At 55.9% G+C, this 21,924-nt stretch carries 20 protein-coding genes, 1 tRNA gene and 1 pseudogene; 18 read left to right on the top strand and 4 right to left on the bottom strand.

Annotation, left to right across the window (positions count from 1 at the left end):
- Window positions 1-13: 13 nt before the first annotated feature.
- The 3 genes from nudC to ACYQ1A_RS08700 all read left to right on the top strand — a co-directional run bounded on the left by nudC (window position 14) and on the right by ACYQ1A_RS08700 (window position 2,753).
- A complete protein-coding gene (nudC, locus tag ACYQ1A_RS08710; RefSeq protein WP_499361715.1) occupies window positions 14-880 on the top strand; it encodes an NAD(+) diphosphatase in 867 nt (288 codons plus the stop codon).
- A gap of 33 nt (window positions 881-913) precedes the next feature.
- Window positions 914-2,053 (top strand): MalY/PatB family protein, encoded by a 1,140-nt coding sequence (locus ACYQ1A_RS08705; RefSeq protein WP_499361714.1) that lies wholly within the window; start codon window positions 914-916, stop codon window positions 2,051-2,053.
- A gap of 109 nt (window positions 2,054-2,162) precedes the next feature.
- On the top strand, window positions 2,163-2,753 hold the full coding sequence (locus ACYQ1A_RS08700; RefSeq protein ID WP_499361713.1) for a DapH/DapD/GlmU-related protein: 591 nt from the start codon (window positions 2,163-2,165) through the stop codon (window positions 2,751-2,753).
- 102 nt (window positions 2,754-2,855) lie between these two features.
- Here ACYQ1A_RS08700 and ACYQ1A_RS08695 read toward each other — a convergent pair whose 3' ends face one another.
- Window positions 2,856-3,284, bottom strand: coding sequence for a hypothetical protein (locus ACYQ1A_RS08695; RefSeq protein ID WP_499361712.1), 429 nt, complete (start codon window positions 3,282-3,284; stop codon window positions 2,856-2,858).
- Between the two features lie 615 nt (window positions 3,285-3,899).
- On the opposite strand from ACYQ1A_RS08695, the gene ACYQ1A_RS08690 reads away from it, so the two are divergent.
- Window positions 3,900-4,397 (top strand): GNAT family N-acetyltransferase, encoded by a 498-nt coding sequence (locus tag ACYQ1A_RS08690; protein ID WP_499361711.1) that lies wholly within the window; start codon window positions 3,900-3,902, stop codon window positions 4,395-4,397.
- Window positions 4,398-4,846: 449 nt separating this feature from the next.
- Here ACYQ1A_RS08690 and ACYQ1A_RS08685 read toward each other — a convergent pair whose 3' ends face one another.
- The gene (locus ACYQ1A_RS08685; RefSeq protein ID WP_499361710.1) at window positions 4,847-6,103 is read right to left on the bottom strand and encodes an NHL repeat-containing protein; all 1,257 of its coding nucleotides are present in this window, start codon (window positions 6,101-6,103) and stop codon (window positions 4,847-4,849) included.
- Between the two features lie 37 nt (window positions 6,104-6,140).
- A pseudogene (locus ACYQ1A_RS08680) lies at window positions 6,141-6,260 on the bottom strand (hemolysin secretion D, plasmid domain protein); the annotation flags it as partial.
- Window positions 6,261-6,866: 606 nt separating this feature from the next.
- On the opposite strand from ACYQ1A_RS08680, the gene ACYQ1A_RS08675 reads away from it, so the two are divergent.
- From ACYQ1A_RS08675 to ACYQ1A_RS08660, 4 genes are all read left to right on the top strand, one after another.
- Window positions 6,867-8,615 (top strand): ribonucleoside triphosphate reductase, encoded by a 1,749-nt coding sequence (locus ACYQ1A_RS08675; protein ID WP_499361709.1) that lies wholly within the window; start codon window positions 6,867-6,869, stop codon window positions 8,613-8,615.
- Between the two features lie 28 nt (window positions 8,616-8,643).
- Window positions 8,644-8,817 carry an anaerobic ribonucleoside-triphosphate reductase gene (gene nrdD, locus ACYQ1A_RS08670; RefSeq protein ID WP_499361708.1) on the top strand — a complete coding sequence of 58 codons (174 nt, stop codon included), beginning with the start codon at window positions 8,644-8,646 and terminating at the stop codon, window positions 8,815-8,817.
- An 11-nt stretch (window positions 8,818-8,828) separates the two neighbouring features.
- Complete coding sequence (locus tag ACYQ1A_RS08665) at window positions 8,829-9,536, top strand: anaerobic ribonucleoside-triphosphate reductase activating protein (protein ID WP_499361707.1); 708 nt, start codon at window positions 8,829-8,831, stop codon at window positions 9,534-9,536.
- 116 nt (window positions 9,537-9,652) lie between these two features.
- The gene (locus ACYQ1A_RS08660; RefSeq protein WP_499361706.1) at window positions 9,653-10,816 is read left to right on the top strand and encodes an NAD(P)H-dependent flavin oxidoreductase; all 1,164 of its coding nucleotides are present in this window, start codon (window positions 9,653-9,655) and stop codon (window positions 10,814-10,816) included.
- Window positions 10,817-11,089: 273 nt separating this feature from the next.
- Here ACYQ1A_RS08660 and ACYQ1A_RS08655 read toward each other — a convergent pair.
- Window positions 11,090-11,165 (bottom strand) — tRNA-Thr (locus tag ACYQ1A_RS08655).
- A gap of 144 nt (window positions 11,166-11,309) precedes the next feature.
- On the opposite strand from ACYQ1A_RS08655, the gene ACYQ1A_RS08650 reads away from it, so the two are divergent.
- The 10 genes from ACYQ1A_RS08650 to ACYQ1A_RS08605 all read left to right on the top strand — a co-directional run bounded on the left by ACYQ1A_RS08650 (window position 11,310) and on the right by ACYQ1A_RS08605 (window position 21,905).
- Window positions 11,310-11,792, top strand: coding sequence for a pilin (locus ACYQ1A_RS08650; protein ID WP_499361705.1), 483 nt, complete (start codon window positions 11,310-11,312; stop codon window positions 11,790-11,792).
- A 150-nt stretch (window positions 11,793-11,942) separates the two neighbouring features.
- Complete coding sequence (locus ACYQ1A_RS08645; RefSeq protein ID WP_499361704.1) at window positions 11,943-13,892, top strand: hypothetical protein; 1,950 nt, start codon at window positions 11,943-11,945, stop codon at window positions 13,890-13,892.
- Window positions 13,889-14,350 (top strand): GtrA family protein, encoded by a 462-nt coding sequence (locus ACYQ1A_RS08640; RefSeq protein WP_499361703.1) that lies wholly within the window; start codon window positions 13,889-13,891, stop codon window positions 14,348-14,350. The genes ACYQ1A_RS08645 and ACYQ1A_RS08640 overlap by 4 nt, the downstream gene beginning before the upstream one ends.
- Complete coding sequence (locus ACYQ1A_RS08635; protein ID WP_499361702.1) at window positions 14,347-15,927, top strand: NAD(P)/FAD-dependent oxidoreductase; 1,581 nt, start codon at window positions 14,347-14,349, stop codon at window positions 15,925-15,927. Before ACYQ1A_RS08640 ends, ACYQ1A_RS08635 begins: the two co-directional genes overlap by 4 nt.
- Window positions 15,924-17,417 (top strand): hypothetical protein, encoded by a 1,494-nt coding sequence (locus ACYQ1A_RS08630; RefSeq protein WP_499361701.1) that lies wholly within the window; start codon window positions 15,924-15,926, stop codon window positions 17,415-17,417. Before ACYQ1A_RS08635 ends, ACYQ1A_RS08630 begins: the two co-directional genes overlap by 4 nt.
- Window positions 17,414-18,181, top strand: a complete 768-nt coding sequence (rfbF, locus tag ACYQ1A_RS08625; protein ID WP_499361700.1) for a glucose-1-phosphate cytidylyltransferase — start codon at window positions 17,414-17,416, stop codon at window positions 18,179-18,181. The genes ACYQ1A_RS08630 and rfbF overlap by 4 nt, the downstream gene beginning before the upstream one ends.
- 44 nt (window positions 18,182-18,225) lie before the next feature.
- Window positions 18,226-19,569 (top strand): lipopolysaccharide biosynthesis protein RfbH, encoded by a 1,344-nt coding sequence (gene rfbH, locus ACYQ1A_RS08620; RefSeq protein ID WP_499361699.1) that lies wholly within the window; start codon window positions 18,226-18,228, stop codon window positions 19,567-19,569.
- A 2-nt stretch (window positions 19,570-19,571) separates the two neighbouring features.
- Window positions 19,572-20,549 carry an NAD-dependent epimerase/dehydratase family protein gene (locus ACYQ1A_RS08615; protein WP_062221530.1) on the top strand — a complete coding sequence of 326 codons (978 nt, stop codon included), beginning with the start codon at window positions 19,572-19,574 and terminating at the stop codon, window positions 20,547-20,549.
- Window positions 20,542-20,946, top strand: coding sequence for a GtrA family protein (locus tag ACYQ1A_RS08610; RefSeq protein ID WP_499361698.1), 405 nt, complete (start codon window positions 20,542-20,544; stop codon window positions 20,944-20,946). The genes ACYQ1A_RS08615 and ACYQ1A_RS08610 overlap by 8 nt, the downstream gene beginning before the upstream one ends.
- A 14-nt stretch (window positions 20,947-20,960) precedes the next feature.
- A complete protein-coding gene (locus ACYQ1A_RS08605; RefSeq protein ID WP_499361697.1) occupies window positions 20,961-21,905 on the top strand; it encodes a glycosyltransferase family 2 protein in 945 nt (314 codons plus the stop codon).
- Window positions 21,906-21,924: the final 19 nt, after the last annotated feature.

Here is a 21,924-nt window from a genome sequence, read left to right as displayed (position 1 = left end):
GTCCCGCGCTATCATGTCCGCCATGCTGCCGACCGACTTCTCGCCCCGCTTTGCCGCCACCTGCACCGACGCCGCCGCCCGCTGTTATGCGTGGTTAGGCGAAAACATCCTGCTGCCGCTGCCGCCGGATCCGCACACGTCCGTGCAGCCCGCCACCGCCGCGCAGGCCTTGCCGCATGCCGATGATCTGATTGCCGCGCTCGGCACGCCCGAAGCCGATTATCTGATTGGCGAGCGCGCGGGCCAGGCCTGCCGTTTGCTGTTCTGGCCCGCGGCCGACGCGGCGCCTGAAGGCTATGCCCAGCACAATCTGCGCGCCGTACACGGCCAGCTGGAAGACGGCGATTTCTGGATTGCCGCGCGCGGCCGCCAGTTGATGAGCTGGGATCGCGAACACCGCTTTTGCGGTTATTGCGGTACCGCCACCTTCGCTGCCGATCAAGAAGTCGCCCGCGTCTGCCCGCATTGTCACCAACGCCAGTACGCCCGCGTTTCGCCCGCCATCATGGTGTTGATCAAACGCGGCCGCCAGTTGCTGCTGGCACGTTCGCCGCATTTCAAGGCGGGCGTGTATAGCGCGCTGGCCGGTTTTGTAGAACCCGGCGAAGCCTGCGAAGGCACGGTGCACCGCGAGGTGATGGAAGAGGTCAATCTGCGCGTTAAAAACCTGCGCTGGTTTGATAGTCAGAGCTGGCCATTTCCGCATTCGCTGATGCTGGCGTTTATTGCCGATTACGACGGCGGCGACATCGTCTGCCAACCCGAAGAAATCGAAGACGCGCAATGGTTTGATATCGACGCGCTACCCGACCTGCCTTCGCACGCCAGCATTGCCCGGCGTCTGATCGAGCATGTGGTGGCAGAGATGCAACGCGCCTGATCACGCCCCCTATTCCACTTTCCGGTAAGCCCCATGTTTGATTTTGATACCCCGATCGACCGCAGCCAGTCCGACAGCAGCAAATGGCAGCTTTATGCTGGCAAAGACATCCTGCCGATGTGGGTGGCCGATATGGACTTTGCTGCACCGCCCGCCGTCACTGCCGCGGTGATGGAGCGTGCCGCACATGGCGTCTATGGCTACGGCGACGCCACGCCCGATGCCATCAATGCCGTGGTTGACGCGCTGCAACGCGATTACGGCTGGCAGATTGCGCCGGAATGGCTGGTCTGGCTGCCCGGCCTGGTGGTCGGGCTGAATGTGGCATGTCGCGCCACCGGCGGCGAGCAGGATCATGTGCTGACCGCCACGCCGATCTACCCGCCATTCATGAGCGCGCCGCAGCTATCAAAGCGGCCGCTCAACAAAATTCCGCTGCGGCACGATCATGGCGAATGGCATTGGGACTTTGATGCGCTCAAGGCCCTGCCTGACGCCGGCCGTACCACGCTCATGCTGTGCAACCCGCACAATCCGGTCGGCCGCGTCTGGCGCCGCGATGAACTGGAGCGGCTGGCGCATTTTGTCGAAGCGCATGACCTGACCGTCATCAGCGACGAAATCCATTGCGATCTGGTCCTAGACGCCGACGCCCCTTTTATCCCCTTCGCCAGCTTGCCGGGCATGGCGGCGCGCACCATCACGCTGATGGCGCCCTCCAAAACCTATAACGTACCGGGCCTGGGCGCCGCCTTTGCCGTGATTGCCGATCCAGGCTTGCGCCAACGGTTTAATGCGGCCAAGGCGGGCATCGTGCCGCATATCAATCTGTTTGGTTATGTGGCCTGCGCCGCCGCATACCGCGATGGCGCGCCCTGGCGCGATGAATTGCTGACGGTGCTGCGCCGCAACCGCGATCTGGTCATCAAAGCACTCGACGGCGTTGATGGTGTGCGCGTCAGCCATCCCCAGGCCACTTATCTGGCGTGGATCGATTGCCGCGCCACCGGCATTGCCGACCCGAAAGCATTTTTTGAAGCGGCGGGCGTGGGTTTGTCCGATGGCAGCGCCTTTGATGCGCCCGGCTTTGTGCGGCTGAACTTTGGCTGCCCGCTGCCGACGTTGCAAGAAGCGTTGCGCCGCATGCGCGAGGCACTGGCCGCCCGCGCCTGAGCCGCTGCGACGCCCTCCACCCGGGGTTAGCCCGGCTTGCCGCATTGCGCAGCGGCTGCCGGGCGCTGCGGTATGCTGGCCCATCGCCAGCTCCCCGAGTGTTTAGACCATGTCGGATGACCTGATCCGCTATCGCTTTGAAGACATCAAGCCCAGCCCGGAACGCGCGCGTGCCTGGGCCGCAGTCAAACGTTTCAACGACGACGCTACCCCGCCGGAAGAACGCCGCGCGTTAATCCAGCAACTGTTTGTCTGCGCCGACGACACAGCCAACGTCACCGCGCCGCTCAACTATGGCGGCGGCCATCCGGTCAAGCTGGGGCGCAAAGTGTTTATCAACGCCGGCCTCACCCTCGGTGCCGCCGCTCCGGTGGAAATTGGCGACTACACCTTGATCGGGCCCCACGTGCAAATCCATACCGCCACCCACCCGGTCGATCCGATGGAGCGCCAGCGCTGGGCCTTCTGGGGTCAGCCGGTGTCTATCGGGCAAAACGTGTGGATCGGCGCCGGCGCCATCATCTGCCCGGGCGTCAGCATTGGTGACCACAGCGTGGTGGCGGCGGGCAGTGTGGTGGTGGCTGACGTGCCCGCCTGCACCCTGGTGGGCGGCAATCCGGCGCGGACAATCCGGCAACTGGATGCGCCGGATATGAATACGTTGTACGCGTTGCGGGAAGATCCGCCGCCCGCCGTATAAAGCAGCGCACGTATGACCGCGGTCAAATGCGCCCGTTATGTGAGGGCCGCATGGCATTAAAGCGGCGAGGCGGACGGCAAGTCGGCATGACCGCCGCGCCGATCATGAGGTCACAAAAAAGCTCACGATAAAGCCCACCCCGGCGCTCCCCCAGATCAATGCAGCCAGGATCTCGAAGGTATTTCTTAATTCTGGATGTCGGATGGCCAGAATGGGTAGGAGTGCGGCACGCACAACACATATGGCCGACATCAACAGCAAGCCGGTGCGTTGTAACGGCGGGCGCCGCACAACGTCAAGCGCTGACGCAGCGTAGTACGCACAGGTGCCCATTAATCCGGCAATCACGAGACAGCTTACTGGCGCCAGCCAGGTCCCTGCTTCGTAGGATGACAGCACGCTTTGCGGCGCATTGAAAAACCTTAGCCACGACAATCCCACGAAAATCGCACCGATATGGATGACCACGCCACATAACGAAATTAAAACGGCGAGGACGATAAGGTGTCTGCCCGCTTTTCTAGTATCCATATGAACTCCATAAGTAAGCACAATTTTGCATGGACGCTAGCGCAGGACGTTTCAGCCGATTGCGGCGCGTCACCGACGTCGCAATCGATATGCATTGGCACTGGATGCCCGCAACATCAATGACTGCAGTCATCCTGGCCTGGCGAAGACGTAAAGCGCTGTCCATACCCCAAGCACAATGGCTTTTAATTTCATATTTGCTATTTTCTCATCACCCAATATATCGATATTGGAATGGGGCTATGCAGCGCAAGAACGCGGCCCATACAGGAATATGCTGAGTCCCGCGGCGGGGCTCATACGGGCAGGCCGGCCCGACCAGCAAAATCGCACATAATCCAAAATTGTTTAACAGAAAACGGCAAGGTTCGTCATTTATGCATACATATGGCTGCCATTTCGTTGCCAGCCGGAGGACCAAAAGCAAGAATGGGCGCTGCCGGATGGTTGTTGCCGCTGCGCAGGACGATGCCTCGAAAAGGCGCCTTACCTGTCGCTAGAGCTACGCTTTACGGGCCGCCCGCCGGTACTAAAGTCTAAATCGATTTAAGGTTGTATAAAACGTTGACGACTAACAGCGATGGATACTCCGCGCTATATGCCACGGTGAATAATGTGCAACAACCCGATATAGAATTTTTTAAAGCAGATCGATCAGTTCATCAAGTTCTATACAAAATGTTAGAGCTTTATCAATATGAAATGACAGATATCTGGGATCAAGACCTGAATGCGCAAGGTGAATACGGATACCCTCTTGAGAAATTTTGGGACAATGAGGATCATTTTGTGTTCATGGCTAAAGTGAACGGGCAGTATGCGGGATTCTGTCTCGTCGACAAATCGGTGAAAATCGGGCCTGACGGATTCTGGATAGACCAGTTTTTTGTAATGAAAAAATTCAGGCGCACCGGAATAGGCAAATCCCTTGCAGAACACGCCTTTAATTCTCTTGGCGGTAACTGGGAAGTGGGCCAGATGGTATTGAATCATTCAGCACGCGAATTCTGGCGTATAACAATCGGCAAATACACGACAGAAAATTATGTTGAAACAGAGCTGATTGGCGGGTGGTGGGAAGGCACAGTACAGAGGTTTCGCACACCAGCCTGATGCAATTGGCGATGTGCACGTCTGCGGCACTGCAGCCGCAGCACGGTAGCGCAACGCCGGGAGACATCATGAGAAAGCATCCCTGACGGGGTGCCGCCGCAACGGTGCTGACCGCGCCGCTAGAAGTATTGAATCCAACTGTGGCACTTGCAATGCCATCTCGAAATGTAACACTACCGGTGCCGCTCGAACCTGATGAGAATGAAATCCCGCCCAGATTAATAGTCCCGGTGATTTTGGTGACGTCCTGAACAACCGTTAATCCACCTTTAGATACAGTGATGGTCCCATTCAAAGTTTTTATGGATACCGTTCCGCCAGACACCGGAACTTTGATATTACCGCTAGCATCTATATAGCCAGCCATATTTTTCTCCTGATTCGTAATTTAAATTAATAAAATTACCGATTATTGCTACTGGCAGTGCAAGAAACAACAAACCTCTATTTCAGCCTGGTCCATTATCTAATTTAGTCAGCTTGCACGAACCAGGTTGAGTTTTCGATTCCACCCATTTTTTACCCTTAAATATCTCGGCCAAATCAGCGCCGGCTATCAGGCCAACAGTTCCATCTTCATTTAATCGATAAATCGAATTTCTCATCGTATCCGATAAATTAATGGTTCCGTCACGACCGATATTAATGGCATAAAGACTGATGTATTGTCGGTAATCTAAAAAATCTGCATCGTCGGGTTCGCTAAATCGCACGACAGTCTTTACTTCCCCAGAATACGAGACCTTTCTTACCGATTTATCGTCGTCCACCACATAGAAATTCTGCTTTCCATCCCACGCAATTGAACGGGGAATTCTAAATCTAGCCTCTGCTCCGGCCGCATCTACGCTGCCGTGCTGACCATTTTTTCCAGCCAGGGTGGTGACCACTCCATCTGGTGTAATACGCCGGATAGTGCCGGAACCCTCAGCAATGAAAATGGTGTCGTTATCGTCAATGGTCATACCCATAATGACGCCAAATCGCGCGACATTGGCCGCACCGTCGACATCGAAGCCAGCCGCTTCACCTACGCTTTCGCCAACCCATGTCGTTACATTCCCTGATGGCGAAACTTTCTGGATTCGCGTACCCGCATCAGCAACAAATAGATTACCGCGGTGATCAATCACCAATGCGCCGGGAAGATAAAAATTCATCTCCCGATGACTCTGCTCCTGAATCGCGCTATTTTTTGCGATTACACTGATATGCCCATGTGCATCAATCTTCTTAACTGAATTATCTTTAACGTCACTAACAAAGACATTTCCCGCAGAATCTGTCGTGATGCTATTCGGCCATTCAATACGCATTGAATTTGTATAGGCGCTGGCGGGCTGGCCGCGCCGCCGTTCTGCCAGCAGATCGCTGACATCTCCGCTTTGCGTCACCCTGCGTATATTTCCGCTGTCAAAGTCAGCCACATAAAGATCCCCAAGCGAACCCGATGTGATTGAACGCGGGCCGGAAAAGCGGGCCTGCAGTCCATGGCCATTAACGAGCCCCGCGGTCAAGGAGACAATATTTGCGATCCGGGAAATTTCCGTGCACTGCAGATTCGTGGCATCAATATGGCCAATAATCTTATCGCCCACCGATGTGGATGGCGTCGGCCCCTGCGTAGTTTGTGACGCAGCTAATGCGCACATGGACATGACGCCGAAAGCCAGCGCGCCCAGCGTACGAAATTTGATTATGTTCATTTAATACTTCCCTATTCTCAGGCCGCGATCAGGATAACTAGCGTTCCCGCAAACTCTCACTTCCATAATCAATCAACGGACTTAAAAAATACTCCGCAACTATTCTCTTCCCGGTTTTAACCTCCACCGTCACATTCATCCCCGGCGTCAGATTCACAGGAGTGGAGGACAGCGCGCCTGCAACTTGCTGCCAGTATCGGAAAGCCAGGGTCATGGGCCATCCGATAGGCGACCTCTGGGTATTGCGTTTCAAAAATAACCGTTCATCCAGAATGAACGGTTTGGCAGTCCTTCTCGAACATATCCATTGCACCACGGCGGGGTTACCAATATATGCCCTCTCAGCTCAGTGGAATCCATGAAGGAACAACCCCACCCTTGTTTTAACTTGGCTAACACCACGCTATAGGCTGTCGCTTGATATCCATTTAGCTTAAGAAGTGAACGCCCCTGATTTTCTATTGAGGCGTTCATTGATCTGTTGAATTAACCCACCTGCCGTTGCGCCCCTTGGCGGATTCCGTTTGCAACGTGCGCCGCACAGCGCCGCCGAAGGTCGCCGAGCTGGCCGCAAGCAAACGTCTAGCTCCTTAAATACTCGGCCTCTACAGATGCCGTATTCGTTGATTTCACTCTTGGGTTGCAGGATTTCAAGCCTTAATTTGACGAACATCAAATATGCGCGGCTTGTGTGTTTCGCTCGCCGCAAACACAAGATATGGTGTCGTTTATTCCAACGAACACCATATCTTGAGGCCCGCCGATGTCTGCCCCTGTTAGCCGCAACCCGCTGCCCACCTTGCGCAGCGCGGCCGCCACGCTGGTCGATCCCATTGCTACGCTCAATGAATATCTGGACAAATCGGACTGGCGCGTCAATGCCAATGCCAACCAGGGCTGGAGTCTGGGCGGGCTGATTCTGAACACCAGCGGCAAGGTCATCGCCAATTACTGGCTCGACGCGGTTTACCCGGCCGAAGTAAGCGCCGCCCATCGTAGCGGCGCCATGCATATCCATGATCTGGACATGTTGTGCGGCTACTGCGCCGGTTGGTCCTTGCGTCGTTTATTGCACGAAGGTTTTAACGGCGTACCTGGCAAGATCGATGCGCGGCCCCCCAGGCATTTATCCAGCGCCATCGGCCAGATTGTTAACTTCCTCGGCACTTTGCAAAATGAATGGGCTGGCGCGCAGGCGTTTTCTTCGTTCGATACCTATCTGGCGCCGCTGGTCCGCGTGGACAAGCTCAGTTATGCCGCCGTCAAACAATGCATACAAGAACTGATTTTTAATCTGAATGTGCCCAGCCGCTGGGGCACACAAACACCGTTTACCAATCTGACTTTTGATTGGGTTTGCCCGGCCGATTTGCGCGAACAAATCCCTTATGTGGGCGGCGAAGAAATGCCGTTTACCTACGGCGAATTGCAAGCCGAAATGGATATGCTTAATCGCGCCTATATCGAAGTCATGACCGAAGGCGACGCGCGCGGCCGTGTGTTTACCTTTCCAATTCCCACTTACAACATCACCCGCGATTTTCCGTGGGAACACCCCAATACCCGCCCGCTGTTTGAAATGACCGCGCGTTACGGTCTGCCTTACTTCCAGAATTTTTTGAATAGCGATCTGGAGCCGCATATGGTGCGGTCGATGTGCTGCCGGCTGCAGCTGGATTTGCGTGAATTGCTCAAGCGCGGCAATGGGCTGTTTGGCTCGGCCGAACAAACCGGCAGCCTGGGCGTGGTCACGTTGAATTGCGCACGCCTCGGTTTTGAATATCAAGGCGATGAAACCGCATTGCTGGCGCGCGTGGATGAACTGCTCGACCTGGCGCGCGACAGTCTGGAAATCAAACGTGAACTGATACAACGCTTTATGGATGGCGGCCTGTATCCCTATACCCAGCGCTATCTGGGCACCCTGCGCAATCATTTCAGCACCGTGGGCGTGAATGGCGTTAATGAAATGATCCGCAATTTCAGCGCCAACACAGACGACATCACCAGCGTCAGCGGCAAAAGCCTGGCTTTGCGTTTGATGGCGCATATCCGCGAACGTATTGCGCAATTCCAGGAACAAACCGGCCATCTATACAACCTGGAAGCCACGCCGGCCGAAGGCACGACGTACCGGTTTGCCAAAGCCGATCAACGCTGCTGCCCCGGCATTCTGCAAGCGGGTACGCCGGACCAGCCGTATTACACCAATTCAACGCAATTGCCGGTGGGTTATACCGATGACCCGTTCCACGCGCTGGAACAGCAAGAAGCGCTGCAGCGGCAATATACCGGCGGCACCGTGTTGCACTTGTATATGAACGAAGCGATGGTTTCGGCCGATGCCTGCCGTACTCTGGTGCAACGCGCGCTGACGCAATTCCGCCTGCCCTATATCACCATTTCCCCCACGTTTTCGATCTGTCCCAAGCATGGCTATTTAAGTGGCCAACACGAGTTCTGCCCGCGCTGCGATGCCGAATTGCTGGGCATGCCTGATCTCGTGGCCTGAAACCAATTCACTCAAAAGGAAAGCACTCATGAACGCGCCGATTCGCCCTGAAGTACTGCAACAAAGCGCCGCGCAACTCGACGCGGCACTCCGCACACGCTGCGAAGTATGGACCCGCGTAATGGGCTATCACCGGCCGGTTTCGGCCTTCAATATCGGCAAGCAAGGCGAATTTGCCGAGCGCAAGTTCTTTAAACAATAAAGCAGAGCGCCATGACTATGACTGCGCAAACCAGGCAACCCGTAATCGGCGGACTGATCCCGTTTTCCAGCGTGGATTACCCCGGCAAGCTGGCGTGCGTGGTCTTTCTGGCTGGCTGCCCATGGCGCTGCAGTTATTGCCACAATCCGCATCTGCTCAGCCGTAAACGCCATGCGGGCGCGCCAGGTTGGGCCGATACCCTGCTCTGGCTGCGAACACGGCTGCATTTGCTGGATGCGGTCGTGTTTTCCGGCGGCGAACCCTTGAGCGAGCCTACCCTGCCGCGCCTGCTGGCCGACGTTAAAGCGCTGGGCATGAAAACTGCGCTGCACACCGGCGGCGCGTGGCCGGACAGGCTGACGCAGTGCCTGCCCTTGCTGGACTGGGTGGGCTTTGATGTCAAAGCGCCGTTCGCCGATTACAAACAGATCACGCACAAACTGGATAGCGGCGCGCAAGCACGCGTGTCGCTAACGCGTTTGATCGAAAGCGGTGTGGATTACGAATGCCGCACCACCTTTCATCCCGACCTGCTCAGCACCGAACAATTGCGGCGTCTGGCTACCACGCTGGCGGTGCAGGGCGTGCAGCATTTTGCGCTGCAACCCTACCGTGCCAACGGTTGTGGCCAGTCTTTGCCGCTGACCAAGGCCTGGCCCGAGGCCCGCTTTATGGCTGAAATGGGCAGCTTGTTTCCGCACTTCAGCGTGCGCGGATAACGTGAATATTTTTGACAGCATCATCTTCGCTAAGCCGTTTTGATCTTTATCAAGAATTGCGCGGAGCGAAACCGGCAGACTCGCGGCTCTTAATCTTCTCGCCAAAGGCCGCTTCCATGCTCAACCATCGCTTTAATCCCCTGCTGATCAAGGGCAAATCTTTGCTCCCGGTCGTTCAGGGCGGCATGGGCGTGGGCGTCTCCGCGCACAAGCTGGCGGGCGCCGTCGCAGCATTGGGCGCCGTCGGAACACTGGCTTCGGTGGATTTGCGCCACCATCACCCGGATTTGCTGGCACAAAGCAAAGACATCAAAGACCAGGCCGGGCTGGATGCCATCAACTTTGTCGCCCTCGATCGCGAAATCAAACTGGCGCAGCAAACCGCAGCCGGCAACGGCATGTTGGCAGTGAACGTGATGAAGGCCGTGACTTCGAACGAAGGCTATGTACGCCAGGCCTGCGAATCTGGCGCCGACGCCATCGTCATGGGCGCGGGCCTGCCGCTGGACCTGCCCGAGATTACCTCTGCTTTTCCGCACATCGCGCTGATTCCTATCCTGTCCGATAGCCGCGGCATCGCCGTCATCCTGAAGAAGTGGATCAAAAAGAACCGCCTGCCTGACGCCATCGTGATCGAGCATCCGGCCCACGCGGGCGGCCACCTCGGCGCGACGCGCATCGACGATATCAACAATCCCAAATTTGAATTTGATCGGGTACTGGCTGAAACCCATCAGGTATTCCGCGATCTGCAACTGGCAGAACGCCAGGTACCGCTGATTGTGGCTGGCGGCATCAATCAACACGCGCAGGTGGCGCATTACCTCGAGAATGGCGCCAGCGCGGTCCAGCTCGGCACCGCTTTTGCCGTAACGCAGGAAGGCGATGCGCACGAGAACTTCAAACAAGTACTGGCCAATGCCGGGCCCGACGATATCGTCGAGTTTATGAGCGTGGCTGGCTTGCCCGCCCGCGCCGTGCTCACGCCCTGGCTAAAGAACTACATCAACCGCGAGGCACGCCTGCAATCCAACGCCAAAGCTGACCCCGGCCGCTGCACGCAAGGCATGAATTGTTTGTCGGTATGCGGGTTGCGCGACGGCCTGGCCAAGGTCGGGCAGTTCTGCATCGACCTCAAGCTGGCGGCGGCCATGCGCGGCGAAGTGGCGCGTGGCTTGTTCTTCCGTGGCGCTGATCCATTGCCCTTCGGCGCCGCGATCCGGCCGGTACGCGAGCTGATCGACTATCTTTTGACGGGCAAACAGCCCGCCATCGCTTGAGCGCCCACGTTTTCTGACAATTTTTGAAGTCGACGGGTGACGAAATTCGTCACTTGAGACGCAAAAAGGCCAGCTTGCGCATGCAGCTGGCCTTTTTGCTGGAAAGCTTACGCCGCCTTTAGTCAGCGACAGGCGTGCGGCATTATCGACAAACGCAATATTCGCATATTGAACGAACGGCCAGGATGACCGGTCGCCAGGTCGGCCGCCATCGCCGCGACGCCAAAACAAAAGGGGCCAGACCGCAGTCTGACCCCTTTTGTTTACTAGCTTTGGTGCCGTTGAAGTGAATCGAACACTCGACCTACTGATTACGAATCAGTTGCTCTACCAACTGAGCTACAACGGCAAGAGCCGCGATTATACGTAATCTCGGGCAAAGCGCAAACCTGCGTCTGGCTGCGCCAGGCGTACGCCAGACGATGGCACAGCTTTTGCTAATATTTGTCGGCGCGGTGCTACCGCACACCACCAATATTTGGAGAGTTCAAAAATGAAACGCATGCAAAAGGGTTTTACCCTGATTGAATTGATGATCGTGGTTGCGATCATCGGTATCCTGGCTGCCGTGGCTATCCCGGCTTACCAGAACTACATCATCCGCGCCAAGGTTACTGAAGGTCTGGGTCTGGGCGATGCAGCCAAGACTGTGGTTGCTGACAATGCTGCTAACGGTTCCAGCGCATTCGATCTGGGCTATCAAATTCCTGGCTCTACCGCTAACGTGACCTCGGTGACCGTTTCGAGCAGCACCGGCGAAGTTGGCATCGTCTACACGGCGACTGCAGGCAGCGGTAACCTGTATCTGGTGCCTTACTACAAAAATAGCAGCGCAGCCAATACTGCTCTGGCTACCGGCACTATCCCGACTGATGCTGTTCAGTGGGATTGCAGCGCGGTTGGTCACACCAACAAGATTAGCGGTTCGTCGCAAGGTACCTTGCCGGCCAAGTACGCCCCGGCCGTCTGCCGCTAATATCCCGAAGCGGATAATGCTTTGCATGATCCGCCCGCAGAAAGCCCTCACCCTTGGGTGGGGGCTTTTTTAGTTAGTGCGTACGTACACGTAATTCTCATTTCGATATCATCGAGCGCTCATCTCGGTATTGCCGCCGGAGCTGTACTGTTGAAAACCGACTTTCCCTCGCCTGATGCTCCCCTCTCCGCGCGTATCCTGGCTTTCTGCAAGAACAATCCGGCCGTATTACTCAGTTTTCTGTTCCTGGTCTGGATAACATCCAATCCGTGGCTGGGCTATTGGCACGATGGCATGTTGTATCTTGGCCAGGCGCTGCACCGGCTTTATCCGCAGAACTACGCAACCGATGCGTTCTTCATGTTCGGCTCACAAGACGACTACACACTTTTCACGCCGATTTTTGCATTTGCAATCAAAAAGCTGGGGCTGGGCGCAGCAGGCCAGGTATTGATATTCCTCGCCCATACGCTGTGGTTTGTAGTTATTGTGATGTTCTTCAAGCGCATTGTCGGACCACTGTGGGCCGCCGCCGTTGCGGTTTGCGCGATACTTGTTCTGCCACCGTATTACAGCGGACAGAATTCGTTCTGGTATAGCGAGCCATTCCTTACGGCACGTAGTTTTGCTGAGCCGTTGGTTTTGTTCGCGCTTTATTCGTTATTCCAGCGCCGGATGTGGGCCGCCGCGGGCGGTCTGATACTCGCGTTCTGCTGCCATCCATTGATGGCGCTGTCTGGTCTCATAGTTTGTTATATCTATTTTCTGATTGATCCGCCTTTCGTACGGGCAAGAGCTGCTGGACTGCTGCTCGCGCTTCTGGGGGTGCTGGCGGCAGCGGCCCTTTCTGCGTTCCACGTGGGGCCCTTTGCTGATCTTTTCCGCACCTACGATCCTGGCTGGTTCAGCATCCTCAAAGTTTTTAACAACAATCTGTTTTTGACGAGCTGGCAGGACCACGACTGGTTGCCAAAGCTAGGTGTATTGGCTTTGTCCGTTTTGTTCTGGCGCTATGCAACAGATGAACGCTCGCGTCGACTTGTGCTTGCCTTGGTCATAGCAGCCGTTGCAGGCCCTCTGGCGGGCTTCGTGCTGGGTGAACGGCTCCATAGTGTCCTCGCAATGTCGCTGCAACTCTGGCGCACCTTATGGTTATTCCAGCTTTTGATCCCCGGCTTCGTACTGGGATGGATTGCATGTCAAGGCAGGCAGTTGCCGCCTACCGCACGCTGGTCCGCCGGTCTGTGCATTCTGACAATCGAAATGCAAAGCTCCCTCGCTGCATTTCCGGTGGTCGCCCTTGCCGTAGCACTCGCGTTCTTGAGAGAGACATCAGTTCGGCCAGGCATGGTCCGGCTGATCAATATCCTGCTATTGGTTATCGTAGGCACGGCCATCGCCAATCGCTCCATCCTTGATTCGCTGTTTTTGGCACAGCAATTTGCGCATACGCAATATCAGTTGTTGTACCTGCGACCTTTAGTCGTTCTTTTGGGTCTTTGCGTTTTTGTTGTCGCTGCATGGATTAACCGATGGCAGTTCAGCATTGCAATCATTGCGGTGTGCATGCTTGGTTGCGCCACAACATGGGACCGCCGCTCAGAAGATGACCGCTTATTCGAAAGTAACGTTTTCAATAACCCGATCAGCGAACAGATTCCCGCGGGTGATGTGGTATTCATGAACACGTTTAAGCCCATGCCTTGGGAAATTTTGAACCGCGCCACTTACACAAATCCAATGTTGGGTGCGGCCGTTCTGTTCAGGAAAGACTACGCAAACGAATACGCAATGCGCTTTACCCGCTCTGAGCAGTATCACCTGAGGCAAGGCTGCGAATTCAGCCATTGGGTGCGAGGCCTTTGTGCAGATTCAGTGCATACCATTAATCAGGAAACCTGCCGGATGGACCCCCGCATCGACTGGATCGTCACTGGAGTTAAAAGTGATTTGCCAGCGGCAGCGCATTGGTCATTTAATTCACCGGTGTATCCCGATGGCCTCTACCTTTACAGCTGCAAGGTCTGGTCGAAACTGCCATACCAGCACGTCGCCCCTTTCCTTAGTAAAGGGCCAGCCCAGCGGCAGGTAGAACCATGAAGTCGTCGAAGTCTGCGCTGCACTCGCTTCTGCGCCAGTTCCTCGGCTACATCGGCATCGGCGGCATCGCCTTTGTCTGCGACTTCGCCATGCTCACGCTGGTGGTCAAAGCATTGCACGGCAGCGTGTTGCTGGGTGCCACTGCAGGCTTTGTCGTGGGCGCCATCGTCAATTACGCCCTGTGTGTGCGCCTGATATTCAGCAACCACACCCTGCAATCGCGCTGGCTGGAATTTGCCATCTTTGTCGCGATCGGCCTGGTGGGCCTGGTCATCAATGATGTGGTGATGCTGATCTGTGCCCAACAGCTGGGCCTGCAGTTCCAGCTGGCCAAACTGCTCGCTGCGGCGGTGGTGCTGGTGTTTAATTTTGCCGGGCGGCGCGCCGTGTTATTCAGCAAAGTCCGCTCTCATCCTGGCCTTAGCGCCACCACGCGTTTGCACCAAGAATCTGTATGAGCTCCAAACCTCAAAATATCGTCATCATCGGCGCAGGCCCGGCGGGTCTGACTGCCGCGCTGGAACTGCTGCGCGCGGCACCCGGCCTCAATGTCACCGTACTGGAATCCTCCAGCGATATCGGCGGCATTTCAAAAACCATCAATTACCAGGGCAATCGCATGGATATTGGTGGGCATCGCTTTTTTTCCAAATCTGATTGGGTCATGAACTGGTGGCAGCAAATCCTGCCCGCCAAAGGCGATGGCGATCAGGCGCTTATTTCTTATCAAAACAAGACGCGCAGCATACCCACGCAAGGCGGGGCCGATGCCGAGCGCCATATGCTGCTGCGGCCGCGGCTGTCGCGGATTTATTTCTTGCGCAGCTTTTTTGACTACCCGGTCAAAATGAATCTGAATACCGTGCGCAATCTGGGCCCGGTCCGGATTGCCCGTATTCTGGCCAGCTATGCCAAAGCGCGCCTGGCGCCCATCCGCAATGAAAAGAGCCTGGAAGATTTCATTATCAATCGCTTCGGCCGCGAGCTTTATCTGACTTTTTTCAAGGATTACACCGAAAAAGTCTGGGGCGTGCCCTGCCAGGAAATCAGCTCGGAATGGGGCGCGCAGCGGATCAAGGGTTTGTCGATTACCGAGGCCATAAAACATGCCGCTAATCAGATCCGTAAAAACCTGTTTGGCGGTGGCCAGCAACAAGCCGTCAAAACCAGTCTGATTGAGCAATTTCTTTATCCGCGCCTGGGCCCCGGCCAGATGTGGGAAGTGGTGGCGGAGCAAGTGCGCAAGCTGGGTGGCACCATCCATTTTCAGCACAAAGTCTGGGGTTTGCTGCGCGAAGGCGAGCAAGTAACCGGCGTGCAGGCACACGCTGCGGCCACAAACCAGAACGTCACCTTTGCCGCGGACCATGTGATTTCCACCATGCCGATGCGCGAACTGGTGGCTGGCATACAGCCGCCGTTAAATGCTGAAGCACAGCGCATTGCCGCTGGCCTGCAATATCGCGATTTCATTACCGTGGGCGTGTTGGTGCGCAAATTGCGCCATAGCAAACATAGCCTGCCCGGCACCGCCAACAATCTGCTGCCGGATAACTGGATTTATATTCAGGAGCGCGACGTCAAACTGGGCCGATTGCAGATCTTTAATAACTGGAGCCCGTATCTGGTGGCTGATGAAGCCAATACGGTCTGGTTGGGTCTGGAATATTTCTGTTCGGAAGGCGACGCGCTGTGGCAAATGCCAAGCGCGCAGTTCTTTGCCTTTGCTCAGGATGAACTGGTCAAGATAGGCCTGATTGAAAAAGCCGATGTGCTGGATGGCACCGTGGTCAAGGTCGAAAAAGCCTATCCGGCTTATTTTGGCAGCTACAACGAATTCGATACGCTGCGCGAGCAGGTCGATCAATTGCGCAATCTGTATCTGGTGGGGCGTAATGGTATGCACCGCTATAACAATCAGGATCATTCGATGCTGACGGCCAAACTGGCGGTGGAAAACATCCTGCGCGGCAATAGCGATAAAGCCGCTATCTGGGCGATCAATATCGACGACGAGTACCACGAAGAAAAATGACCCCGTCCACCGCTCCAGAACGCATTTGCCCCTGGCTGACCCGTGCTGCTGCGCTGTATCTGGCCGCACCGGTGTTTATCTTTTTGCTGACGTGGTTCAAGCCCGGCTACGGCGTTCCGTTGGCATTGCTGCTGGCGCTCGGTTGCGTGCTGGCGCTGCGCACGGGTGCTGCACCGCTCGAGGCACGCAGCCATTGGCGCGGGCCTACGCCCTTGCAGTGGCTGGCCCTGTTGGCGGTGGCGTTGCTCTGGACCGCCCTTGGTGGCGCGGGCCATCTGTTTTACGCCAATCACTTTGACTGGCACGTGCGCGATGCGCTGCTGCTGGATTTGTCCCGGGTTACCGGTCCGCTGGCGGTGCAGGCGCTGCCTAGCCATGAATCATGGATATTGCGCTGCCCGCTTGGCTACTACCTGGTACCCGCCTTGCTGGGGCGGCTGGTCGGCCTGCAATGGGCGCAGCTGGGCTTGCTGCTGTGGACTTATCTCGGCGTGGTGCTGGTCATGGCGCAACTGGCGCTGGTGCGCCAAGGCTGGAAATTTATAGGCTTGATGCTGCTGGTGCTGCCCTTGTTCAGCGGCATGGACTGGCTGGGCGGCCTGCTGCTGTTTAATCCACAACCGTTGTTCTCCACCGCACATATCCAGTGGTGGGCGATGCTGTTTCAGTATTCGTCCAACTCCACGCTGCTGTTCTGGGTGCCCAACCACACGCTACCGGGCTGGCTGTTTGCCGCTTTTATCTATACCCGCTGGCATGATCCGCGCGGCCTGCGCTTGCTGCCGTTGTGGATTGCCGTGCTGCCGTTATGGTCACCGCTGACCACCATCGGCTGCCTGCCCTTTATGCTGGTTTATGCCGTCAAGCATCTGCGCGAGCGCACCGATGTGCTGGCCACGCTCAAGCTGGCGCCCCTGTTTGTGCTGCCTGCCGCCTTGTGCGCGTTTTATCTGATTCTGGATTCAGCCGCGGTGGCCGGGATGGATAACCATCCGGTGCCCCTGCTCGCCCACACCATCGCCTACGTCGCGTTTGTAATTTGCGAATTTGCCGTCCTGTGGGCGCTGTTGCTGCGCCAGCGCCGTGACGGCTTGCTGCTCACCACCGGCGCCATCCTGTTTATCCTGCCGCTGTTTCACCTCGGGCCGAATAACGATCTGGTTATGCGCGCCTCGATTGCCCCGCTTATGGTGCTGTGCCTGGCCGCCATCGATTATCTGCATCAGGTGCGCTGGCAAGTGCAGCGCCAGCAAGCGGCCGCGATCGCGGTTTGCGTGATGCTGGGCATAGGCAGCATCACGGCGCTGCACGAAATCGCCCGCGCGCTGTTGATGCCGCGCTGGGATGCATCCATGAACGCGCATGTTTATCTCGAAACCAATGGCGCGCCGCACTACTTTGCGCATATCCGCGAGCCCTGGTTTGCCGCCATGCTGGCCCCGATCAATCTGCAATATGTGCATGAGCGTGTTCCTGGAGCAAACCCATGAAAGCAGTGATTCTGGCAGGCGGTCTTGGCACGCGCATTTCGGAAGAAAGCGCCTTACGCCCCAAGCCCATGATCGAAATCGGCGGCAAACCGATTTTGTGGCACATCCTTAAAATGTATTCGGCGCATGGTATTAACGACTTTGTCATCTGCTGCGGCTATCGCGGCTACATGATCAAGGAATACTTTGCCAATTACAGTCTGCATATGTCCGATCTGACCATTGATATGCAGGGTGATCAGGTCAAGGTGCATCAAAAGAAAGCCGAGCCCTGGCGCATTACCCTGGTGGATACCGGCGAATTAACCCGCACCGGCGGCCGTATCAAGCGGATTGCCGATCATCTGGATGGCACGTTCTGCATGACCTATGGCGACGGCGTGGGCTCGGTGGATATCAGCGCTTCGCTGCAATTCCATCGGCAGCATGGCAAATGGGCGACCATGACGGCAGTGCGCCCGCCGGCACGCTTTGGCGCATTGCAACTGGATGGCACCAGCGTCACTTCTTTTCTGGAAAAGCCGGTAGGCGATGGCAGCTGGATTAATGGCGGTTTTTTTGTGCTGGAACCGCAAGTGCTTGATCTGATCGGACCAGAAGATGTGATGTGGGAAGATGGCCCCTTGCAAACCCTGGCACAGCAAGATCAATTGCAGGCGTATTTTCATGCTGGATTCTGGCAACCGATGGATACCCTGCGCGATAAAACGCATCTGGAAGAACTCTGGGCCAGCCAGCAGGCGCCCTGGAAAGTCTGGGCCTGACCGGAACCATTAAACCGGCCGCCCGCGTACCAAGAGATTACGAAATGACCACAAGCAAAATCGATGCGGCCTTTGCCGCCAAAGACAAATTGCGCAAACAGATTGCCGCATTGGTCGACGAATATGCCGCGCTGGAATACGCCGAGCGCGGCTTTGTGCCCGGCAGTTCTGCCGTGCCGCCATCCGGCAAGGTCATCGGCGCGCCCGAACTGAAAAATATGGTCGATGCCTCGCTCGATGGCTGGTTGACCACCGGCCGCTTTAACGACGCCTTTGAAAAACGCCTGGCCGATTATCTGGGCGTTAAATATCTGATGACCGTTAATTCGGGCTCTTCCGCCAATCTGCTGGCATTTTCTGCGCTGACTTCGCCCCGCCTGGGTGAACGCGCCATTGTGCCGGGTGACGAAGTGATCGGCGTAGCGGCGGGCTTTCCCACCACCGTTAATCCCATCCTGCAATTTGGCGCGGTACCGGTGTTTGTTGATGTCGATCTGGGCACCTACAACATCGACGTTAGCCAGCTCGAAGCCGCGGTATCGCCACGCACCAAGGCCGTCATGCTGGCGCATACGCTGGGCAATCCCTTCAATCTGGCAGCCATACGCGCATTTTGTGATCGCCACAATTTGTGGCTGATCGAAGATTGCTGCGATGCATTGGGTTCTACCTATAACGGCCAGTTAGTCGGCACATTCGGCGATATCGGCACGCTCAGTTTTTATCCCGCGCATCACATCACCATGGGCGAAGGCGGCGCGGTATTTACCAATAACCGCGAGCTGAAGCTGATTGCAGAATCGTTCCGTGATTGGGGCCGTGATTGTTATTGCGCACCGGGCAAAGACAACACCTGTGGCAAGCGCTTTGATTGGCAACTGGGCGATTTGCCGCAAGGCTACGACCACAAATACACGTATTCGCATCTGGGCTACAACCTGAAGATCAGCGATATGCAAGCCGCCTGCGCCCTGGCGCAACTGGATAGGCTGGACGGGTTTATTGCCGCGCGCAAACGCAATTTCGCTTATCTGAGCGAGCGACTGCAAAGCTGCGCCGAATTCCTGATCCTGCCGCAAGCCACGCCCGATTCTGATCCGTCGTGGTTTGGTTTTCCGATGACGCTGAAAGCCGAAGCGGGCACCACGCGGGTTGATCTGATCAATTATCTGGATCAAAACAAGATCGGCACGCGCTTGTTGTTTGCCGGCAATCTAACGCGCCAACCTTATATGCAAGGCCGCAATTTCCGCGTGGTAGGTCAATTGACCCGCACCGACGAAATCATGAACAACACGTTCTGGATCGGGCTGTATCCGGGTTTAACTGAGCAACATCTCGATTTTGTGATCGAAAAGATCGAGACTTTCCTCGGCGTTAATTTCTGATCATGGCGACTGCCGCGCCTGCCATTGCCGCGCGCACTTTGCTGGTCATCGGCGGCACTGGCTTTTTTGGCAAATCAATCCTGGATGCCTTTATTGCCGGTGCGTTAACGCCGTGGCAAATCGGCCGCGTTATCGTGCTGGCGCGCCACGCCAGCGCATTGCCCACCCGTTTTGCCGAATTCGCGGCCCCAGGCATTGAATATATCGACGCCGATATCGCCTGCTGCGATACCTTGCCCGCCGCCGATATCGTCATCCACGCGGCGGCGTCCACCGACGCGCGGGATTATCTGGCGCGGCCGGCCACTGAGCGTCAGAACATCCTGGCGGGCACGCTGAACTATTGCCGCCTGGCGCCTTTATTCCATGCGCACAGCCAGATTGTTTACGCCAGTTCCGGCGCGGTGTACGGACCACTGGAAGCGCTGATTCCGGTTAGCGAAGACGCGCCATTGCGCGATATCGACGCCATGCCGGAAGGCAAACAGCCTTATGCCGCAGCAAAGCGCGATGCCGAGCAGGCCATCAAAGCGCTTGGCCAGGCCGGCTTGCGGGTCAGCATTGCCCGTTGCTTTGCCTTTATCGGGCGCTGGCTGCCGCGCGATCAGCACTTTGCCATCGGCAACTTTATTCAGAACGGCCTTGATGGCGTACCTATCGTAGTAAAAGCCACGCACCCGGTTTATCGCAGCTATATGCACGCCGATGATCTGGTCACCTGGCTGATGCACATTGCGGCCGCCAGCGCGGCCGACTGCCCCGCGTTTAATGTCGGCTCCGATCAAGCGCTGACCATGGCACACATTGCCGGACAAGTAGCGCAGCATTTTAATGTGCCCTTGCAAATGGCCGAGTCGACCGGGGCAGCCATCGACTGGTACGTGCCTTCAATTGATAAAGCGCGGCAGCAATTGGGCCTGACGTTGCGGTTTGATCTCGCGCAGGCTATCGCCGCCACAGCGGGGCCGCGCCGTGCTTGAATGGTTACGCCAAAAAAACGCCACGCAAATCCGCTTTTTGATTGCCGGTGTGTTTAACACTGCATTTGGCTACGGCTGTGGTGTGGCGTTGTATTATTTGCTAACCGGGCATTTAAACGTGATCGGTATCGCCATCATTGCCAATATCGTGGCAATCAGCATGGCATTTCTGGTGTACAAGCTGTACGTATTCCGTTCTAAAGGCAATTGGCTGCACGAATATTTGCGCTGCTATCTGGTTTACGGTGTTGGCGCATTATGCTCGATTGCACTGTTCTGGTTCACTATTGATCGAATGCAGCTGCCAGTCTGGTTAGCGCAGGGCGTTACCATTGTCATCGTTGCTTTAATATCGTATATCGGCAATGCCCGATTCACATTCCGCCATCGACATTAAAGGCGCTTTTAATCATGACTGATAAAAAAACCATCAGCATTATCTCGCCGTGCTACAACGAGCAAGACAATGTGCACGAACTGTACACGCGCGTGTGCTGGGTCATGGAACAATACCCCAACTATGATTTTGAATATGTCTTTATCGACAATGCCTCCACCGACAATACAGTGGCATTGCTTAAAGAAATTGCCGCGCATGACCGGCGGGTAAAGATCATCGTTAATACCCGCAATTTTGGACATATCCGTTCGCCGTATTGGGGGTTTATTCAGACGACGGGCGATGCCACGGTTTATCTGGCTTCGGATCTGCAAGATCCTCCCGAGGTCATACCCGAATTTATCAAGGGCTGGGAAGAAGGCTACAAAGTGGTTATGGCTACCAAACCGGTCAGCCAGAGCAACCCGGTAGTACATACGCTGCGCAAAACGTATTATCGCCTGCTGGACCGTATGTCCGACGTGCGCATGGTGCCAGACGCGACTGGCTTCGGTTTGTACGACAAAGCGGTGCTGGATCAAGTGCGCGCGGTAAATGACCCGTATCCGTATTTGCGCGGTATGATTTGCGAGCTCGGTTTTGAAATCAAGACGATTCCGTTTAATCAGCCACGCCGTTTACGCGGCATTTCAAAAAACAATTTTTATACGCTCTACGATATTGCCATGCTGGGCATTATCAGCCATTCATTGATCCCGATCCGGCTGGCGTCGCTATTCGGCTTTTTGCTCGGCGGTGGCAGCATACTGGTGGCATTGCTGTTCTTGATTCTAAAGCTGATGTTCTGGCAAACCTTCCCGATCGGCATCGCTCCGATTGTTATCGGGATGTTTTTTATGTTTGGTATCTTGCTTTTATTTATAGGAATACTGGGCGAATATATTGGTTCAATTCACGTCTACGTACAAAAGCGACCGATTGTAGTAGAAAAAGAGCGCATCAACTTTAGCGAATAGGCACGCGGGCCCGCCAGTC

Source organism: Silvimonas sp. JCM 19000, assembly GCF_054652575.1.
This window is presented reverse-complemented; position numbering and strand designations above follow the sequence as displayed.

Excerpts from the sequence above, each read along its gene's own strand:
- ACYQ1A_RS08685 (WP_499361710.1), bottom strand. The coding sequence starts at position 6,103 with ATGAACATAATCAAATTTCGTACGCTGGGCGCGCTGGCTTTCGGCGTC.
- ACYQ1A_RS08650 (WP_499361705.1), top strand. The coding sequence starts at position 11,310 with ATGAAACGCATGCAAAAGGGTTTTACCCTGATTGAATTGATGATCGTG.
- nudC (WP_499361715.1), top strand. The coding sequence starts at position 14 with ATGTCCGCCATGCTGCCGACCGACTTCTCGCCCCGCTTTGCCGCCACC.
- ACYQ1A_RS08605 (WP_499361697.1), top strand. The coding sequence starts at position 20,961 with ATGACTGATAAAAAAACCATCAGCATTATCTCGCCGTGCTACAACGAG.
- ACYQ1A_RS08675 (WP_499361709.1), top strand. The coding sequence starts at position 6,867 with ATGTCTGCCCCTGTTAGCCGCAACCCGCTGCCCACCTTGCGCAGCGCG.
- ACYQ1A_RS08630 (WP_499361701.1), top strand. The coding sequence starts at position 15,924 with ATGACCCCGTCCACCGCTCCAGAACGCATTTGCCCCTGGCTGACCCGT.
- ACYQ1A_RS08660 (WP_499361706.1), top strand. The coding sequence starts at position 9,653 with ATGCTCAACCATCGCTTTAATCCCCTGCTGATCAAGGGCAAATCTTTG.
- ACYQ1A_RS08635 (WP_499361702.1), top strand. The coding sequence starts at position 14,347 with ATGAGCTCCAAACCTCAAAATATCGTCATCATCGGCGCAGGCCCGGCG.
- rfbH (WP_499361699.1), top strand. The coding sequence starts at position 18,226 with ATGACCACAAGCAAAATCGATGCGGCCTTTGCCGCCAAAGACAAATTG.
- ACYQ1A_RS08695 (WP_499361712.1), bottom strand. The coding sequence starts at position 3,284 with ATGGATACTAGAAAAGCGGGCAGACACCTTATCGTCCTCGCCGTTTTA.
- ACYQ1A_RS08615 (WP_062221530.1), top strand. The coding sequence starts at position 19,572 with ATGGCGACTGCCGCGCCTGCCATTGCCGCGCGCACTTTGCTGGTCATC.
- rfbF (WP_499361700.1), top strand. The coding sequence starts at position 17,414 with ATGAAAGCAGTGATTCTGGCAGGCGGTCTTGGCACGCGCATTTCGGAA.
- ACYQ1A_RS08705 (WP_499361714.1), top strand. The coding sequence starts at position 914 with ATGTTTGATTTTGATACCCCGATCGACCGCAGCCAGTCCGACAGCAGC.
- ACYQ1A_RS08665 (WP_499361707.1), top strand. The coding sequence starts at position 8,829 with ATGACTATGACTGCGCAAACCAGGCAACCCGTAATCGGCGGACTGATC.
- nrdD (WP_499361708.1), top strand. The coding sequence starts at position 8,644 with ATGAACGCGCCGATTCGCCCTGAAGTACTGCAACAAAGCGCCGCGCAA.
- ACYQ1A_RS08700 (WP_499361713.1), top strand. The coding sequence starts at position 2,163 with ATGTCGGATGACCTGATCCGCTATCGCTTTGAAGACATCAAGCCCAGC.
- ACYQ1A_RS08640 (WP_499361703.1), top strand. The coding sequence starts at position 13,889 with ATGAAGTCGTCGAAGTCTGCGCTGCACTCGCTTCTGCGCCAGTTCCTC.